A 16898-nucleotide genomic window follows, 5' to 3' on the forward strand; every position below is an offset into this window, starting at 1 on the left:
CGCACGCAGTCGCGCAGCGCGCTGTCACGCCGCGCCGATCCGCTCCGCTTGCGCCGGCGGCAGCAGCGCGTCGCTGTCGTCCTTCAGCCCGACGCCCGTCAGCTGGAGCCTGCGCGCATGCGTCATCAGGTAATGCAGCTTGTGCGCGGCGGCCGCGTGCGGCAGCCCTTCGGGCCGCACGTTCGAGATGCAGTTGCGCAGCGCGTCGTGGCAGCCGACCTTCGGCGCCCATGTCAGGTACACGCCGAGGCTGTCCGGCGAGCTGAGCCCCGGCCGTTCGCCGATCAGCATCGCGACGACCTTCGCGCGCAGCAGCTCGCCGATCTCGTCGCCGAGCGCGACGCGCGCCTGCTTCGCGACCACCACCGGGCCGATCCGCCAGCCGTCCGCGTCGAGCCTTGGGCGCACGGCCTGCAGCAGCGGCAGCGCCTGCTTCGCGGCCGCGAACGCCGACAGCCCGTCGCCGACCACGAACACGACGTCGGGCGCATCGTCGAGCGCCGCGCCGTAGCCGGCGAGCAGCCCGCGGCTGTCATCCGACAGCTTGCGACCGAGATCGGGCCGGCGCAGATAGTGGTCGCGGTCCGGCGCCGCGCTCTGCACACCGAGCGTCGGCAGCAGGCCGGCCGCCTCGATCTCGCGCCGCAGCGCATCGGCGTCGAGCGGCTGGTGCACGGCGTCGCGCGCCTGCGCATGCGACAGGTTGAAAGCCAGCAGCGGCGCGGTCGGCAGGCTGTTGCCCGCGCGGCCGAGCGCGATCCGCGCGTTCGTGAACGATTTCAGCTGGCCCCACGGATTCTTTTCGACGGCATCGCTCATGCTGACAACCCCATCCAGTCGTTCGCGCCGGCCAGAAGCGGCACGCGGGCCGACGCGGCGCGCAGCGCGCCATGCGCATCGGCGATCTCCATCGTCTCCAGCCACTCCTCGAACTCCGGCGCGCGGCGCAGGCCGAGCACCTCGCGCACGTAGAGCTGGTCGTGGAACGACGTGCTCTGGTAGTTCAGCATCACGTCGTCCGCGCCCGGAATCCCCATGATGAAGTTGATGCCGGCCGCGCCGAGCAGCGTCAGCAAGGTATCCATGTCGTCCTGGTCGGCTTCCGCGTGGTTCGTGTAGCAGATGTCGCAGCCCATCGGCACGCCGAGCAGCTTGCCGCAGAAGTGATCCTCGAGCCCCGCGCGGATGATCTGCTTGCCGTCGTACAGGTATTCGGGCCCGATGAAGCCGACCACCGTGTTCACGAGGAACGGCTCGAACTTGCGCGCAACCGCATACGCGCGCACTTCGCAGGTCTGCTGATCGACGCCGTGATGCGCGTTCGCCGACAACGCACTGCCCTGGCCCGTCTCGAAGTACATGAGATTGTTGCCCACGGTGCCGCGCTTCAGCGACAACGCGGCCTCGCGCGCCTCGCCGAGCAGCGCGAGCGAGATCCCGAAGCTCGCGTTCGCCTTCTCGGTGCCTGCGATCGACTGGAACACGAGATCGACCGGCGCGCCCTTCTCGATCGCCGCGATCGTGTTGGTCACGTGCGTGAGCACGCACGACTGCGTCGGCACGCCGTAGCGTTCGCGGAACCCGTCGATCATCGCGAGCAGCTTCACGATTGCTGCGAGGCTGTCGGTCGCAGGGTTGATGCCGATCATCGCGTCGCCGCAGCCGTACATCAGCCCGTCGAGCATCGACGCTGCGATCCCCTTCACGTCGTCGGTCGGGTGGTTCGGCTGCAGCCGCACCGACATCCGGCCGGCGAGCCCGACCGTGTTGCGAAAGCGCGTGACCACGCGGCGCTTGCGCGCGGCCGCGATCAGGTCCTGGTTGCGCATCAGCTTCGACACGGCCGCGACCATCTCCGGTGTGAGGCCCGGCGCGATCCGTTCGAGGGCCGCACCGTCGGCCGCGGGCGACAGCAGCCAGTTGCGGAAGTCGCCGACGGTCAGATGCGAGATTTCCGCGAACGCGGCAGCGTCGTGAGCGTCGACGATCAGGCGCGTGACCTCGTCGTCTTCATACGGGATCACCGCTTCGTTCAGGAACGCCTTCAGCGGCACGCCCGCGAGCGCGATCTTCGCGGCGACGCGCTCCTCCTCGCTTGCCGCCGCGACGCCGGCGAGCTGGTCGCCGGAACGCAGCGGGCTCGCCTTCGCGAGCAGCGTCTTCAGGTCCGCGAAGCGGTACGTGCGCGGACCGATCGTCTCCGTATAGGACATCGTGCGAGTCTCCTTCCTTGCCTAAAGCCGACGGCGCGCCCGTTCGACGGGGCGCGCCGGATGCCGTCAGGAACGGCCGTTCACCTTCGCCACGCTCACTCCTCCAGCAGCGCGTCGCCGGGCGCGCTCGCGCGCTGCGAACGGGTCGCGAGGAAGTACGCGTAGCCCACCGCGAGGAAGCCGACGAACACCAGCGCGACCAGCCCGTTGAAGTACACCATCGTACCGAGACAGACGAGCGCCGCAAGAATCGCGAATGCCGGGAAGATCGGGTACAGCGGCGCGCGGAACGGCCGCGCCATGTTCGGCTGCGAGCGGCGCAGCTTGAACAGCGACGCCATGCTGACGATATACATCACGATCGCGCCGAATACCGACATCGTCACGATATTCGCGGTCAGCGTCTGCCCGCCGAACTGGATCAGCTCGTCGCTGTAGATCGCCGCGATGCCGACCACGCCGCCCGCGAGAATTGCGCGATGCGGGGTCTTGAAGCGCGGATGCACCTTCCCGAGCCACTCCGGCAGGTAGCCTTCGCGGGCCAGCGCGAAGATCTGGCGCGAATAGCCGAGGATGATCCCGTGGAACGACGCGACCAGACCGAACAGCCCCAGCCACACGAGCATGTGCATCCAGCCGCTGTTCGCGCCGACGATGTACTTCATCGCCTGCGGCAGCGGGTCGTTGATGTTCGCGAGCTTGGTCCAGTCGCCCGCGCCGCCGGCGAACACCATCACGCCGATCGCGAGCGCGACGAGGGTCAGGATCCCGGCGACATACGCGATCGGAATCGAGCGCTTCGGGTTCTTCGCTTCCTCGGCGGCCATCGCGACGCCTTCGATCGCGAGGAAGAACCAGATCGCGAACGGGATCGCCGCGAACATTCCGTGGAATGCCCCGACGCTGAAATGATCGGCGCCCGACCAGCCGCCCTTCGTGAAGTTGCTCCACGCGAAGCCCGGCGACACGACGCCCATGAATACCAGCAGCTCGAAGATCGCGAGCAGCGTGACGACGAGTTCGAACGTCGCGGCGATCTGCACGCCGACGATGTTCAGCGCCATGAACACGAGATACGCGCCCATCGCCGCGTGTTTCGGTTCGAGCCCCGGAAACTGCACGTGCAGGTACGCGCCGATCGCCAGCGCGATCGCGGGCGGAGCGAACACGAACTCGACGAGCGTCGCCGCACCGGCGAGATAACCGCCCGTCGGGCCGAATGCGCGGCGCGCATACGCGAACGGGCCGCCCGCGTGCGGAATCGACGTCGTCAGCTCGGTGAAGCTGAAGATGAAGGTCGTGTACATCGCCGCGACGAACAGCGCGGTGATGACGAAGCCCAGCGTACCGGCGCTCGCCCACCCGTAGCTCCAGCCGAAGTATTCGCCGGAAATCACGAGGCCGACCGCGATGCCCCACAGTTGCCAGGTCCCGAGCGTCTGCTGCAGCGCGGGCTGGCCGGACGACTTGGCGCCGGCGGCGGGCCGGCCATTCGACTCTGCTTTCATCGGACTCTCTCCTCAAATGCGCCGGGCCTGCCGGCCTGCGCGACTGAGAATCGATGCTAGAGAGTCATTAAACGACGTGTTATCGAAATTCGGCAAAGATCGCGGCTGACATTTCGCTGACGGAAACGCCAACCGCGGTCATCGTGAGTGCCGCCCGCTTACTGGCCGCCGCTGCGCTGGTTGAACCAGCGGTCGAGCAGCTTGCCGGCCGCTTCGCGGCCGCCGAGGCCGAACGACAGCGCGACGGCCACCGCGATCGCGCCGAGCACGAGGCCGAACGCGAGCTGGACGATCTCGTTCGCGATGCCCATCGCGCGCAGCCCCATCGCGAACACGAGGCCGAGGATCGCGAATTGCGCGATGCGCGCGAACAGCACGCTGTGCTCGCGATCGGCCTGTTCGATCACGCGGCGCGCGAGGCCCGCGAGCCACACGCCGATCACGAGGATCACGCCGCCCATCAGCACATGGCCGCCGAATTCGATGAACAGCGTGACGACGTCGCGCACCTGCGAGAAGCCGAGCCGGTTCGCGGCTTCGACCGACGCGAACAGCATCGCGAAGAACACGATCAGCCGCGCGACCAGCACCGACGGCTGCAGGATCCCCGAGAACACGCGCTCGACGCCGAGCACCGCCGGCAGCCCGTCGGCGCCGGCGGCTTCCAGCAGCTTCTGCGCGAGCGACGCGACGAAGCGCGCGAAATAGAACGTGACGAGCACGATCACGATCGCCGCGACGATGTCCGGCACCGCGCCGAGGAACTGGTTCAGCATGTTGGTCGCGGGGCCCGAGATCGCGTCGATCTTCAGCGCGTCGAGCGCGGAGATCAGCGTCGGCACGAACACGAATACGTAGACGATCGTGCCGATCAGGCTCGACACGCGCACCGGCGTCGGGCTGTCGATACGCTGCGTGAGGCGGTCGGCGCCGGCGGCGACGAGCAGGTTCGTCACGAGGCCGCGCAGCACGCGCGCGACGACCCAGCCGACGAAGCCGATCACCGCGGCCGCGAACAGGTTCGGCACGATCGCGAGCAGCTTGTCGACCATCCCCTGCACCGGCGACAGCAGCCCCGACAGCGCGAACGACGCGAGGATCGCCGGCAGGAACATCAGGATCACGAGCCAGAACAGCACGTCGCCGAGATAACCGCTCATCGGCTGCATGCCCGCGCCTTCGGACAGCTTGTCGTCGATCTTGCTGGCCTTCAGCGCGCGGTTCGCGAGGCTGCGCAGCAGCGACGCGATGAGCCACGCGATCAGCGTCAGCGCCGCGCCGCCGATCAGGTTCGGCAGGTAGTTGACGATGTGCGTGACGAGCAGCGAGAACGGATTGGAAACCGCGTACAGGTTGAGCACGTTGAAGATGCCCACCGCGGTGACGAGCAGCACGAGCCAGAACAGGCCGCCGGCGATGATCCGCTCGACGTACGCGCCCTGGCCGGTGCTTTCGTTGATCCGCTGATCGACCTTCAGCGCGCCGAGCAGGCGCAGCGCGCCGGCCCGCGCCACCACCGCGATCAGCCAGCCGATCACCAGGATGCCGATCGCGCCGGCGATCTTCGGCAGATATCCGCCTAGCGTGGTCTGCAGCGACGTGATGAAGCTGGAAGCATCCATTTCTTGTTCTCCCGAAAACGTGGCGTTGCGATTGAACATCGACGAACTACCTGCGTACTTCGAATGGCGGGCGTTGCCGCTTGAGCAACTTACCCGAGAAAAATGACGCCTTCACCCGATCTCACCGTCTTTAACTTTAGTCATAGATCGCAGGGGGACAAGACCCCATTTCGGCAAATAAAAAGGGGCGGATTTGTCGGCCGCTACGCATTTCCGCAAGATTTATCCATTCGGGCCGTGCTACCGTGGCTTCGGTTCTTGCCGGGACACGCCGATGACAGTCGAAACGAAAACCGAAAAGCCCGCGTGGATCCGCTATGCGGCCAGCGTGGCCCGCGTCCACGAGTTCATCCGTGCGCATCTCGACGGCCCGCTCGACCTGAACCGGCTTGCCGAAGTCGCGTGCCTGTCGCCGTATCACTGGCAGCGCGTCTACCGGGCGCTGTACGGCGAGTCGATCGTGCTGACGGTGCGGCGGATGCGGATCGTGCGTGCGTCCGAGGATCTCGTCTGCACCGCGCGGCCGCTCGACGAGATCGCGCGGCGCGCGGGCTACGGTTCGACGCACGCGTTCGCCCGCGCGTTTCGCGACGCATACGGCGTGCCGCCCGCGCAGCACCGGCGCACGGGCGTCCACCGGCCCATCTATCCGCTACAGAGAGGAGAGGAAGACATGTTCAAGCATGAAGTCGAGATCCGGCGCCTGCCGGAACTGCGCGGCTACGCGGTGGCGCACACCGGCGCGTACCTGAAGATCGGCGACGCGTTCGCGCGGATCGGCGCGTGGGCCGGACAACGCGGGCTGATCGGCCCGGGCGCGAAGATGATCGGGATTTTCTACGACGATCCGGACACGACGCCGGAAGCGCAGTTGCGCGCGAAGGCCTGCTTCATGCCGGCCGACGGCACGCCCGACGTCGAGCCGGTACCGCCCGTCGAGCGTGCGACGGTAGCGGGCGGCGAATACGCGGTGCTGCTGCATACGGGGCCGTATGCGGACCTGAAGACGGCCTACCAATGGCTCTACGGCGACTGGCTGCGTCACTCGGGCCGCGAAGCCGCCGACGCGCCGCCGTTCGAGCTGTACCTCAATACGCCGATGGACGCGGCGCCGGCCGACCTGCGCACCGAGATTTACCTGCCGCTGCGCTGATCGAAGGGCCGGGGCGCCGGGGCGAGCCGGCGCACTGTTCCAGGGCGACGCCCGCTGCGTCGGCGGCGGTTCTGATGCCGGCAATCGGGCCGGCGATTGCGCGTTAGCCGGCCTGCGTCCCGCAGCCCGGGCAGAAGCGCGCGTCGGCCGCCAGCGCCGCGTGACAGCGGCTGCATGCCTTGGCGCGCTGCGACGTGCCGCACTGCGCGCAGAAACGCGCATCCGCTGCGTTGAGCGCGCCGCAGCCCGCGCACGCAAGCTGGCTCAGCGGCACGTTGCCGCCCTGACCACCATTACCATCGGCCCGCGCCTGCCAGCCCCAGCCGTGACTATCGCGGCCGCGCGCATCGTCGCCGCCGTGCCCGTCCCGGCGCTGCCCGCCGTGATACCCGCCACCGCTATTGCCGTGCCCGCTGCCATGGCCACCGCCGTGGCCGCCCAGTAACCGTTTCAGGAAACTCATCGCACGCCCCTCAACGCGTGGCCTGCGCGCCGCCGAACGCCCCGGAGGACGACAGCAGCCGCAAGCCGTTGGCGACGACGATCAGGCTCGCGCCCGCGTCAGCGAATACCGCCATCCACATCGTGCCGAGCCCCGCGACCGTGAGGCCGAGGAACACGATCTTCACGCCGAGCGCGAAGCCGATGTTCTGCACCAGCACGCGGTGCGTCGCGCGCGACAGCCGCACGAACGCGGGAATCTTGCGCAGGTCGTCGTCCATCAGCGCGACGTCGGCCGTCTCGATCGCCGTATCGGTGCCCATCGCGCCCATCGCGAAGCCGATGTCGGCACGCGCAAGCGCCGGCGCGTCGTTGATCCCGTCGCCGACCATCCCGACCGCGCCCGCGCCGCCGGCCGACAGCTCCTCGACCGCCGCGAGCTTGTCTTCGGGCAGCTGGTTGCCGCGCGCGTCGTCGATGCCGGCCTGCTGCGCGATGGCTTGCGCGGTGTGCGGGTTGTCGCCCGTCAGCATCGCGGTGCGGATGCCGAGCGCGTGCAGGTCGGCGATCGCATCGCGGCTCGTGTCCTTGATCGTGTCGGCCACCGCGAAGATCCCGAGCACGCGCGTGTCGTCGACCAGCACCACGACGCTCTTGCCCTGCCGTTCGAGCGCATCGAGCTTCGTTTCGAGAGCCGGCGAGCAGCGCCCGAGTTCCTCGACGAGCCGGTGGTTGCCGAGCCAGTAGCGCGCGCCGTCGATCGTGCCGCGCACGCCGCGCCCGACCAGCGCTTCGAAGTCCTGCACATCGGCGAACGCCGCCGTTCCGGCGTCGCGCGCCGCGGCCGCGATCGCCTGCGACACCGGGTGATCCGAGCGCGCGGCGAGGCTCGCGCCAAGGTGCCGGATACGCTCGACATCGACGTCGGTCGCATGCGCGTCGAAATCGGTCTGCGCCGGCTTGCCGTGCGTGATCGTGCCGGTCTTGTCGAGCGCGAGCCACGCGAGCTTGCGCCCTTCTTCCAGATAGACGCCGCCCTTCACGAGAATTCCGCGCCGCGCGGCGGCCGCGAGCCCCGACACGATCGTCACGGGCGTCGAGATCACCAGTGCGCACGGGCACGCGATCACGAGCAGCACCAGCGCGCGGTAGATCCAGTCGTGCCACGCACCGCCCGTCACGAGCGGCGGCACCACCGCGACCAGCAGCGCGACCGCGAACACGATCGGCGTGTAGACGCGCGCGAACTGGTCGACGAAGCGCTGCGTCGGCGCCTTCGCGCCCTGCGCCTCCTCGACCGCGTGGATGATCCGCGCGAGCGTCGAGTTGGCCGCGACGGCCGTCACGCGGTATTCGAACGAACCCGCTTCGTTGATGGTGCCCGCGTACACGGCATCGCCTGCCGTCTTTTCGACAGGCAGGCTCTCGCCGGTGATCGGCGCCTGGTTGACCGTCGAGCGGCCCGCGACGACTTCGCCGTCCAGCCCGATCCGCTCGCCCGGCTTCACGCGCACGACCGCGCCGAGCGCGACCTGCGCGGCCTCGATGGTGCGCCACGACCCGTCGGCATCCTGCACGGTCGCAGTGTCCGGCGCGAGCTGCATCAGGCCCTGGATCGCATTGCGCGCGCGGTCGAGCGACTTCGCCTCGATCAGCTCGGCGATCGTGAACAGCACCATCACCATTGCGGCTTCCGGCCACTGGCCGATCGCCATCGCGCCCGTCACCGCGATGCTCATCAGTGCGTTGATGTTCAGGTTGCCGTTGCGAATCGCGATCCAGCCCTTCTTGTACGTGGTGAGCCCGCACGCGAGCACCGCCGCGAGCGCGAGCGCCGCCGACAGCCACACGGGCAGGCCGGCCCAGGTCGCCCCCTCGGACGCGATCGCAGCGACGCCCGCCAGCGCCAGCGGCCACCACGGCTTCGCGGGCGCGTCGGCGACACGCGCCGCCGGCGCGCCGGCCGACGCGGCCTCGGGCGTCATCCCGAGCGTGCGGATCGCGCTTTCGATCGCCGGCTGGGCGCCCTGCACGTGCTCGACGGTCAGCATCCGCTGCATCAGGTTGAATTCGAGCGCCGACACTTCGCTCATCCCGCCGAGCTTCTTGCGGATCAGCGTTTCCTCGGTCGGGCAGTCCATCTGCATGATCCGGAACGCGGAGCGCACGTGGCCCGACGCGGTCGCCTGCGCGACCGGCAGCGGCGCGAGCGTCAGCGCGGCAGGCGCGCAGCAGTCGCCGGCCGCGTGGTCGTGGTCGTGGTCGTGGTCGTGGTCATGCGCGGCGTGGTCGTGCGAGCACGCCGCGCCGTGTACATGCGCGTCGCCGTGCGCATGATCGCGATCGTTGTCATGGCCCGCATCGCCGTGACCGGCGTGGTCGTGCGAGCACTCTACGCCGTGCTGATGCGTGTCCCCGTGTGCAGGATCGTGATCGTGCCCCTTACCGCAGCCGTGGCCATGGTCGTGACCGCGCGACGCGGTGTCGCCGTGCGCGTGCTCGCCGGCCGCAGGCGCCGCGTTGCCAACAGTCGCCACGTGCGTGTCGCGCGCGTCGGCGCAGCACGTATCGGCGCCGCCGGCATGGCGGTGTCGTGGGTCGTGGGTACGCTGGGCGTCGGTCATGACAACCTCCTTTATGGCTTGACGGTGTAGAGTTAACACCCTGAAGCCACTACAAGGTCAACCCTTACACGGGAGAAAGGCATGAAGATTGGCGAACTGGCCAAAGCGGCCCGCTGCACCCCCGAGACGATCCGTTTCTACGAAAAAGAGGGGCTGATGCCGGACGCGGAGCGCACCGACGCGAACTACCGCAACTACACCGACGTGCACGTGGAACGGCTGCGCTTCATTCGCAACTGCCGCGCGCTCGACATGGCGCACGACGAGATCCGCGCGCTGCTGCGGCTCACCGACACGCCGGCCGACCGCTGTGACTCGATCAATTCGCTGCTCGACGACCACATCGGACACGTCGACGCGCGCCTCGCGGAACTCACGCATCTGCGCGACCAGCTCACCGAATTGCGCCGCCAATGCGTCGGCGAGCATTCGGTCGAGGACTGCGGGATCGTGCATGGTCTCGCGACGATGGAAACCGTCGCGCCGGCCGCGAAACGCTCGCATCTCGGCTGAAGCCCTTGTGAAATAAGATAGTCTGGTTGAGAATAGTCATATTCTCACTAGCTTAATTATAACTATTTATGTCTACGAGCCGCCCGTCTCCGCTTGCACTCGCGGTCCTCGCGACGCTCACCGAAGCGCCGATGCATCCGTACGGGATGCTGCAGCAACTGAAGGCCCGCGGGTACGACGAAGTCGTCAACGTGCGGCAGCGCACGAGCCTCTACCAGACGATCGACCGGCTGCTGCGCGACGGTCTGATCGCCGTGCACGACACCGAGCGCGACGGCGCGTTTCCGGAGCGCACGCTGTATGCGCTGACCGAGGCCGGGCATACGGCCGGCCAGGCGTGGCTGCATGCGCTGCTCGCGGAGCCCGCGCGTGAATATCCGGTGTTTGGCGCCGGCCTCGCGTTCCTGCCGCTGCTCGATGCCGACGATGCACGGCACCAGCTCGAACTCCGGATTGCCCGGCTCGACGCCGAGCGCGAGCGTCTGGAAGCGCTGCGCAACGCCGCGCAGGCCGACCAGGTGCCGCGCCTGTTCCTGCTGCAGAACGAGCACGCGCTCGTGCTGCTCAATGCGGAACTCGACTGGGCGCGCAGCGTCGTCGAACACCTGAAGATCGGCGCGCTGCGCTGGGTGGATGGCTGACAAGTAACGAAGGCCGAGACTCCCGCCAGCAACGGGAATCGCCCCGGTCAAAGCACCTTGCCGGGATTCAGGATGGCGCGCGGGTCCAGCGCGGCCTTCAGGCGCCGCATCAGCCCGATTTCCGCGTCGCTGCGCGTGTGCGCGAGATAGGGACGCTTGAGCGCGCCGATCCCGTGCTCGGCCGACACCGAGCCGCCCATGTCCCGCACCACCGCGTACACGCAACGATCGAGCGCGTCGGCGTCCGCGTCGGTCATCCCGGCCAGCGACACGCCGATATGCACGTTGCCGTCGCCGACATGGCCGAAGAACAGGCACGTGAGTTCCGGCCAGCGCGAGCGCAGCGCCGCCTCGCAGCGCTCGGCGAACGCACCGAGCTCGCCGGTCGGCAAACTCACGTCGAAGTTGACGAGCTGCGGCAGCGCATCGATCGCGAGCCCTTCGCGCAGCGCCCACAGGTCGCGCGCCTGCCGCTCCGACGTCGCGAGCACCGCGTCGTCCACGAGCCCTGCATCGATCCCCGCCGTGAGGCCGGTTTCCAGCGCGTGACGCGCATCGACGCCCGGCGCGCTCGTCGCGCACTCGATCAGCACCGCGAACCCGCCGTCGCCTGCGAATGGCGCAGCGACGCCCGGCGTGTGGCGCGCGACGTAGTCATAGAACGCCGGCCACATCGCCTCGAAGCTGACGACCTCGGGCAGCGTGCGCACGCGGTTCCACAATCCGACCACCGCGTCGTAATCGCGCACGCGGCAGAGTGCGGTGGCCGGCGCGGCGAGCAACGGATGGAGCCGCAGCACGGCGCGCGTGACGACGCCGAGCGTCCCCTCGCTGCCGATGAACAGCTGCTTCAGGTCGTAGCCCGCGTTGTTCTTCAGCATCCGGTTCATCGACGACACGACCGTGCCGTCCGCGAGCACGGCCTCGAGCCCGAGCACCTGCTCGCGCATCATCCCGTAGCGGATCGCGCGCGTGCCGCCCGCATTCGTCGCGAGCATGCCGCCGATCTGGCACGAGCCGCGCGCGCCGAGATCGACGCCGAACGTGAAGCCCGCCGCTTCAGCGGCTTCCTGCACCGTCTGCAGCGGCGTCCCGGCGCGCACGGTCATCGTGCCGGCCTCCGCATCGAGCGCTTCGATGCCCGTGAAGCGTTCCATCGACAGCACGAGCTCGCCGCCGAGCGCGACCGCGCCGCGCGCGAGCCCCGTCAGCCCGCCTTGCGGCACGATCGGCTGGCCGAGCCGCGTGCACAGCGCGAGCGTGCGCGACACGTCGTCGACGCTGCGCGGGCGCACCAGCGCACGCGGCCTCACGCCGGCCGGCTCGTTGTATGCGGTGAAGTAGCGCGGATCGATGTCGGCCGCGCGTGTGACGAGCGCGTCGCCCAGTTCGGCAACGAGCAGGGCATCGAGCACATCGTCCGACAACGGCGCGCCGCCCTGTTCGCCGCCCGCGGCGGCCGGGTTCGGGTTCTGCATCGCGCGCGGCCCCGCTTACTTCGTCGAGATGTCGATATCGCCGAAATACTTCAGGCCGAGCGACTTCACCGTGCCGTCCGCCTTCAGCTTGTCGATCGCCGCGTCGAGCTTCGCCTTCAGCGCGTCGTCGCCCTTGCGCAGGCCGAATGCGATGCCGCTGCCGAGGATCCGGTCGTCGTGCACGGGCTGGCCGACGAACGAGAAGCCCTTGCCGTCCGGGCGCGACAGGAAGCCGCGCTGGCCGGACGGTGCGAGCACCAGCGTCGCATCGAGGCGGCCCGCCACGAGGTCCGCATACGCCTGGTTCTGGTCCTGGTACGCAACGACCGCGACGCCGGCCGGTTCCCAGTGCGCCTTCGCAAAGGTTTCCTGGATCGACGCCTGCAGCACGCCGACGCGCTTGCCCTTCAGCGATTCGGGCGTCGGCAGCAGGCCGCTGCCGGTGCGCGCGATCAGCTGGGTCGGCACGCGATAGATGATCGTCGTGAAGTCGATCGCCTGGCGCCGCTGCTCGGTCGCGTTCATCGCCGAATTGATCGCGTCGAACTTGCGGCCCTTCAGCGCGGGAATCAGGCCGTCGAACGACGTCTCGACCCATTTGCACGACAGCTTCGCCGTCTGGCAGACGGCATTGCCGACGTCGATGTCGAAGCCCTGCAGGTCGCCGTTCGGCGCCTTCGATTCGAACGGCGGGTATTGCGCCTCGAGGCCGAAGCGCAGCGTCTGCGTATCGGCGAGCGCCGCGCCGGAGCCGATTGCGCACGCGAGTGCGAATGCGAGTTTCAGGGTTGCCGTGTGCTTCATCGTGATCTCCTGGGTCTGGTCGATGCGACGTCCCCGTCGCCGGTTTCCTTACTTACAGCGAACGCAGCCGCCGCGCGCCTTCGACCAGCGTCGCGTCGTCCTTCGAAAAACTGAGCCGGATCACGCCGGCGTCGGTGCCGTCGGTATAGAACGCCGACAGCGGAATCGTCGCGACGCGCGCGTCGCGGATCAGGCGCAGCACGAATTCGCTGTCGCTTTCGTCCGAGAAGTGCCGGAAGCGCGCGAGCATGAAGAACGAGCCTTCGCTCGGCAGCAGCTCGAAACGCGAATCGGCCAGCTCGCGTGCGAGCAGGTCGCGCTTGGCCTGGTAGAACGCGGACAGGCCGAGATAGCTGTCCGGCCGCGCGAGGATCTCCGCGAACGCGACCTGCATCGGCGTGTCGGCCGCGAACACCATGAACTGGTGCACCTTGCGGATCTCGTCCATCAGCTCGGCCGGCGCCAGGCAATGACCGACCCGCCAGCCGGTCACGTGGAACGACTTGCCGAACGACGACACGATCACGCTGCGCTCGGCCAGCTCGCGGTGGCGCGCCACGCTCTGGTGCTGCGCGCCGTCGAATACCACATGCTCGTAGACCTCGTCGGACAGGATCACGATGCCGGTGTCGCGCGTGAGCTGCGCGAGCCGCTCGAGATCGTCGGCGGAGAACACGGTCGCGGTCGGGTTGTGCGGCGTGTTCACGATGATCATCCGCGTGCGCGGCGTGATCGCTGCGGCCACCTCGTCCCAGTTCACGCGGAAATGCTCGGGCGACAGCTTGATCGCCACCGGCGTCGCGCCCTGCAGCCGCACGATCGGCGCATAGCTGTCGAACGACGGCTCGAAATAGATCACCTCGTCGCCCGGATGCACGAGCGCGCTGATCGCCGCGTACAGCCCTTCGCTCGCGCTCGCGATCACCGTGATCTCGGTCGCCGGGTCGTAGCGCGCGCCGTACAGCGCCTCGGTCTTCTCGGCGAGCCGCTCGCGCAGCGCCATCACGCCGGCCATCGGCGAGTACTGGTTGTGGCCATCGCGCATCGCGCGCGCGACGCCTTCTACGAGCGCCGGATCGGGCGCGAAATTCGGCGCGCCCTGCGACAGGTTCAACGCATCGTGTTGCGCGGCCAGCTGGCCGATCACCGTGAAGATCGTCGTGCCGACGTCGGGCAGTTTCGAACGGGGCGCAGTGGCGCTTCGCATGACTCCTCCTTCTGATGTCCTTCGGGCTGGCCCGCGCGACACGCGCGGCCCCGCATCTGCCGCATGATTTAGCCCCAGCCAATATCGGCGGACAATCGAAAGTTCGTCATGGCGGCCATGCATTTTTCTCATGGCTCAAGGCATAAAGCACGCAGCGGCAAGGCCAGCCTGCCGGCCTGACATGCGAATCAGGCATTACCCGTAAGGGATGCTACGCGCCCGCCGCCGCCAGATACGCGAGCAGCACGGCCCGCAGCTCGCCGCGCAGCACGGCGAAGTCGAGCGCGGGCCCGAGCGTCAGCAACGCCTGCGAGAGGCCGCCGTAGCAGACGGTATGCGCCATCCGCGCGAGCCCGTCGAGCCGCGCGGCCGGCGGCGGATCGGCCGCGTGCGCGAGCGCGTCGCGCCACAGTGCGACATACGCGTCGTAATGCCGGCGGTATGCGGCGAGCGGCGACACCTGCCGCTCCAGCGCGAAGAACGCGCTCCACAGCGCCGCGTCGGCGCCGATCGCGTCGACCTGCAGGTCGACGAGCGCCACGGCGAGTTCGGCCCGCGGCGCGCCGCGCAGCCGCCCTGCCGCATCGCGCAGCCGGTCGGCCATTGCCAGCACGTGCCGGTGGATGCAGAGCGCCGCGAGGCTCTGCTTGTCGCCGAAATACTCGTAGAAGGTGCCGATGCTGACGCCCGCGACGGCCGCGATCTCGCGAATCGTCGCCTTTGCGTAGCCGCGTTCGAGCAAAAGCTGAACGAACGCCTGCTGCAGCGCGTCGGAGCTCGCCTGCGCGCGCGACTGGCGCGGCCGGCGGCGCAACGCGGGCGCGGGTTGCGCCGCCGGCTGGCCGGGCGGCGCCGGAACCTGAACATGTCGCGGCGGCATATTTGCTACTCTGGAATTCAGCACGGAATGCGTTTACCGGGAGCCGGAACCAGCGCCGCAGCGCCACCTGTGTTGCATGACGCCGACCGCCCGCGAAGCATGAGACCGGAGACAACTTCGATGACCGAATCGACTCACGCCGTCACGAACCAGTTCGACGAACTGGTCGACTATAACCTCTTCGCGACGGACGTCGCGCTGCGCGACGCGCTCGCCCGCGCCGGCGCCGACTGGGCCATGCAGCAGCTCGACGCGTACGGCGCGCGGCTCGGCAGCGCCGACACCGCGCGGCTCGCCGACGAAGCGAACCAGCACCCGCCGGAGTTGAACACGTTCGACCGGCGCGGCCGGCGCATCGACCGCGTCGATTTCCACCCGGCGTGGCACGCGCTGCTCGGCCGGTACCGCCACGAAGGCTTCGTATCGCTCGCGTTCCGCGACACCCGCCGCGGCCGCTGGGCCGCGACCGCGGCCGGCTTCTACCTGCACGGCCAGATCGAGGCCGGCACGCTGTGCCCGGCGACGATGACGCAGGCCGCGATTCCCGTGCTGCAGAAGGAGCCCGCGCTGTGGAACCTGCTGCGCGACAAGCTCTACAGCGACGACTACGATCCGCGCGACGTGCCGGTCGCCGACAAGCGCTCGATCTGGTTCGGCATGGGGATGACCGAGAAACAGGGCGGCTCCGACGTGCGCGCGAACACGACGCTCGCCACGCCCGTCGGCGCGGGCGGGCGCGGCGGCGAATACCTGCTGCGCGGCCACAAGTGGTTCTTCTCCGCGCCGATGTGCGATGCGCACCTCGTCGTCGCGCACACCGAAGGCGGCAGCCCGTCGTGCTTCTACGTGCCGCGCTGGCGGCCGGACGGCACGAAGAACGCGGTCGAGATCCAGCGGCTGAAGAACAAGGTCGGCAACCGCAGCAATTCGAGCAGCGAGATCGAGCTGAACGACGCGTGGGGGATCATGCTCGGCGACGAAGGCCGCGGCATTCCGACCATCATCGAGATGGCCACCTACACGCGGCTGAATTGCGTGCTCGGCAGCGCGGCGATGCTGCGCCAGGGCGTCGTGCAGGCGATCGCGTACACGCGCCAGCGCCACGCGTTCGGCCGCGCGCTCGCCGAGCAGCCGCTGATGCGCACCGTGCTCGCCGATCTCGCGCTCGAAAGCGAAGCAGCGCTCGCGCTCGCGATGCGCCTTGCCGACGCGTTCGAGCGCGACGACTCGCCGCGCGAACGCGCATGGAAGCGCATCGTCACGCCCGCCGCGAAATTCTGGGTCTGCAAGCGCGCGGTCGAGCTGACCGGCGAGGTGATGGAAGTGTTCGGCGGCAACGGCTACGTCGACGACGGCCCGATCGCGCGGCTGTTCCGCGAAGCGCCGGTCAACTCGATCTGGGAAGGCTCGGGCAACGTGATGTGCCTCGACGTGCTGCGCGCGGTGTCGCGCGAGCCCGACGCGGCTGCCGCGCTGTTCGCCGAACTCGCCGACCTCGGCGCGGGCGAGCCGCGCATCCGCACGGCGCTCGACGCGCTGCGCGCGATGCTCACCGCGCCGGTCGACACGCTCGAGGCATCGGGCCGCGTGTTCGCGCAGCGGCTCGCGCTCGTCGCGCAGGCGTGCCTGCTGCGCCGCGATGCGCCGGCCACCGTCGCCGACGCGTTCGTCGCGACGCGGCTCGCCGCGCCCGACTGGGGCCGTATCGCAGGCGGCTTCGATCCGCACGCGATCGACGTCGCCGCGCTGCTGCAGCGCGCGTACCCGGCCTGACGCACCGTCGTTCGCTTTCGTTCGCCCCGCCCGGAGCCCCG

At 69.0% G+C, this 16898-nt stretch carries 14 protein-coding genes; 4 read left to right on the top strand and 10 right to left on the bottom strand.

Annotation, left to right across the window (positions count from 1 at the left end):
• Nucleotides 1-24: 24 nt before the first annotated feature.
• The 4 genes from eutC to DM992_RS03265 form a co-directional block, all read right to left on the bottom strand.
• A complete protein-coding gene (gene eutC / locus DM992_RS03250; RefSeq protein WP_111015617.1) occupies nt 25-819 on the bottom strand; it encodes an ethanolamine ammonia-lyase subunit EutC in 795 nt (264 codons plus the stop codon).
• Nucleotides 816-2213 (bottom strand): ethanolamine ammonia-lyase subunit EutB, encoded by a 1398-nt coding sequence (locus DM992_RS03255; protein ID WP_111015618.1) that lies wholly within the window; start codon nt 2211-2213, stop codon nt 816-818. The genes eutC and DM992_RS03255 overlap by 4 nt, the downstream gene beginning before the upstream one ends.
• Nucleotides 2214-2308: 95 nt before the next feature.
• On the bottom strand, nt 2309-3721 hold the full coding sequence (eat, locus tag DM992_RS03260) for an ethanolamine permease (protein WP_111015619.1): 1413 nt from the start codon (nt 3719-3721) through the stop codon (nt 2309-2311).
• A 158-nt stretch (nt 3722-3879) separates the two neighbouring features.
• Nucleotides 3880-5343, bottom strand: a complete 1464-nt coding sequence (locus DM992_RS03265) for a mechanosensitive ion channel (protein ID WP_111015620.1) — start codon at nt 5341-5343, stop codon at nt 3880-3882.
• A 274-nt stretch (nt 5344-5617) separates the two neighbouring features.
• On the opposite strand from DM992_RS03265, the gene DM992_RS03270 reads away from it, so the two are divergent.
• The gene (locus DM992_RS03270; RefSeq protein WP_111015621.1) at nt 5618-6496 is read left to right on the top strand and encodes an AraC family transcriptional regulator; all 879 of its coding nucleotides are present in this window, start codon (nt 5618-5620) and stop codon (nt 6494-6496) included.
• Between the two features lie 103 nt (nt 6497-6599).
• On the opposite strand, the gene DM992_RS03275 is transcribed toward DM992_RS03270, so the two are convergent.
• Together DM992_RS03275 and DM992_RS03280 are read right to left on the bottom strand one after the other, a co-directional pair.
• Entirely contained in the window at nt 6600-6959 is a 360-nt protein-coding gene (locus tag DM992_RS03275; protein WP_111015622.1) for a zinc ribbon domain-containing protein, read from the bottom strand.
• A 10-nt stretch (nt 6960-6969) separates the two neighbouring features.
• A complete protein-coding gene (locus DM992_RS03280) occupies nt 6970-9561 on the bottom strand; it encodes a heavy metal translocating P-type ATPase (RefSeq protein ID WP_111015623.1) in 2592 nt (863 codons plus the stop codon).
• Nucleotides 9562-9642: 81 nt separating this feature from the next.
• Between DM992_RS03280 and cadR the strand changes: the two genes are divergently transcribed.
• A complete protein-coding gene (cadR, locus tag DM992_RS03285; protein ID WP_034183852.1) occupies nt 9643-10074 on the top strand; it encodes a Cd(II)/Pb(II)-responsive transcriptional regulator in 432 nt (143 codons plus the stop codon).
• Nucleotides 10075-10142: 68 nt separating this feature from the next.
• Nucleotides 10143-10715: a PadR family transcriptional regulator gene (locus DM992_RS03290; RefSeq protein WP_111015624.1), complete on the top strand. Its 573-nt coding sequence runs from the start codon at nt 10143-10145 to the stop codon at nt 10713-10715.
• Nucleotides 10716-10762: 47 nt separating this feature from the next.
• On the opposite strand, the gene DM992_RS03295 is transcribed toward DM992_RS03290, so the two are convergent.
• From DM992_RS03295 to DM992_RS03310, 4 genes are all read right to left on the bottom strand, one after another.
• On the bottom strand, nt 10763-12193 hold the full coding sequence (locus DM992_RS03295; RefSeq protein WP_111015626.1) for an FAD-binding oxidoreductase: 1431 nt from the start codon (nt 12191-12193) through the stop codon (nt 10763-10765).
• Between the two features lie 15 nt (nt 12194-12208).
• Nucleotides 12209-12997: an ABC transporter substrate-binding protein gene (locus DM992_RS03300; protein WP_034183849.1), complete on the bottom strand. Its 789-nt coding sequence runs from the start codon at nt 12995-12997 to the stop codon at nt 12209-12211.
• A 52-nt stretch (nt 12998-13049) separates the two neighbouring features.
• Entirely contained in the window at nt 13050-14204 is a 1155-nt protein-coding gene (locus tag DM992_RS03305) for a pyridoxal phosphate-dependent aminotransferase (RefSeq protein WP_111015628.1), read from the bottom strand.
• Nucleotides 14205-14415: 211 nt separating this feature from the next.
• On the bottom strand, nt 14416-15084 hold the full coding sequence (locus DM992_RS03310) for a TetR/AcrR family transcriptional regulator (protein ID WP_111015630.1): 669 nt from the start codon (nt 15082-15084) through the stop codon (nt 14416-14418).
• Nucleotides 15085-15204: 120 nt separating this feature from the next.
• Here DM992_RS03310 and DM992_RS03315 point away from each other — a divergent pair, with 120 nt between their 5' ends.
• Nucleotides 15205-16857: an acyl-CoA dehydrogenase family protein gene (locus DM992_RS03315; protein WP_111015632.1), complete on the top strand. Its 1653-nt coding sequence runs from the start codon at nt 15205-15207 to the stop codon at nt 16855-16857.
• The last annotated feature ends 41 nt before the right edge of the window (nt 16858-16898 follow it).

This window comes from Burkholderia sp. JP2-270, assembly GCF_003233675.1.
Classification (GTDB): Bacteria; Pseudomonadota; Gammaproteobacteria; order Burkholderiales; family Burkholderiaceae; genus Burkholderia; species Burkholderia pyrrocinia_C.

Coding starts and splice junctions, on each gene's coding strand:
- cadR (WP_034183852.1), top strand. CDS start 9,643: ATGAAGATTGGCGAACTGGCCAAAGCGGCCCGCTGCACCCCCGAGACG.
- DM992_RS03315 (WP_111015632.1), top strand. CDS start 15,205: ATGACCGAATCGACTCACGCCGTCACGAACCAGTTCGACGAACTGGTC.
- eat (WP_111015619.1), bottom strand. CDS start 3,721: ATGAAAGCAGAGTCGAATGGCCGGCCCGCCGCCGGCGCCAAGTCGTCC.
- DM992_RS03265 (WP_111015620.1), bottom strand. CDS start 5,343: ATGGATGCTTCCAGCTTCATCACGTCGCTGCAGACCACGCTAGGCGGA.
- DM992_RS03295 (WP_111015626.1), bottom strand. CDS start 12,193: ATGCAGAACCCGAACCCGGCCGCCGCGGGCGGCGAACAGGGCGGCGCG.
- DM992_RS03255 (WP_111015618.1), bottom strand. CDS start 2,213: ATGTCCTATACGGAGACGATCGGTCCGCGCACGTACCGCTTCGCGGAC.
- eutC (WP_111015617.1), bottom strand. CDS start 819: ATGAGCGATGCCGTCGAAAAGAATCCGTGGGGCCAGCTGAAATCGTTC.
- DM992_RS03270 (WP_111015621.1), top strand. CDS start 5,618: ATGACAGTCGAAACGAAAACCGAAAAGCCCGCGTGGATCCGCTATGCG.
- DM992_RS03290 (WP_111015624.1), top strand. CDS start 10,143: ATGTCTACGAGCCGCCCGTCTCCGCTTGCACTCGCGGTCCTCGCGACG.
- DM992_RS03275 (WP_111015622.1), bottom strand. CDS start 6,959: ATGAGTTTCCTGAAACGGTTACTGGGCGGCCACGGCGGTGGCCATGGC.
- DM992_RS03310 (WP_111015630.1), bottom strand. CDS start 15,084: ATGCCGCCGCGACATGTTCAGGTTCCGGCGCCGCCCGGCCAGCCGGCG.
- DM992_RS03300 (WP_034183849.1), bottom strand. CDS start 12,997: ATGAAGCACACGGCAACCCTGAAACTCGCATTCGCACTCGCGTGCGCA.
- DM992_RS03305 (WP_111015628.1), bottom strand. CDS start 14,204: ATGCGAAGCGCCACTGCGCCCCGTTCGAAACTGCCCGACGTCGGCACG.
- DM992_RS03280 (WP_111015623.1), bottom strand. CDS start 9,561: ATGACCGACGCCCAGCGTACCCACGACCCACGACACCGCCATGCCGGC.